1 protein-coding gene is annotated in these 236 nt (G+C 68.2%); it reads left to right on the top strand.

The genetic code is table 11. The annotated features are described in order from the left end of the window. The coding region (locus tag GT030_RS24725) for a TerD family protein (RefSeq protein ID WP_161202985.1) at window positions 1-236 on the top strand (236 nt) is incomplete at both ends.

Genomic DNA, 236 nt, shown 5'->3' with positions numbered 1-236 from the left:
GAGCACACCGGCGACAACCTCACCGGTGAGGGCGAGGGCGACGACGAGCAGATCAAGGTCGACCTCGCCGCGGTCCCGGCCGACGTGGAGAAGATCGTCTTCCCGGTCTCGATCTACGAGGCCGAGAACCGCCAGCAGTCCTTCGGCCAGGTCCGCAACGCCTTCATCCGCGTCGTCAACCAGGCCGGCGGCCAGGAACTCGCGCGCTACGACCTCAGCGAGGACGCCTCCACCGA

It is taken from the genome of Streptomyces sp. SID1328 (genome assembly GCF_009865595.1).
Lineage (GTDB): Bacteria > Actinomycetota > Actinomycetes > Streptomycetales > Streptomycetaceae > Streptomyces > Streptomyces griseoluteus.
This window is presented reverse-complemented; position numbering and strand designations above follow the sequence as displayed.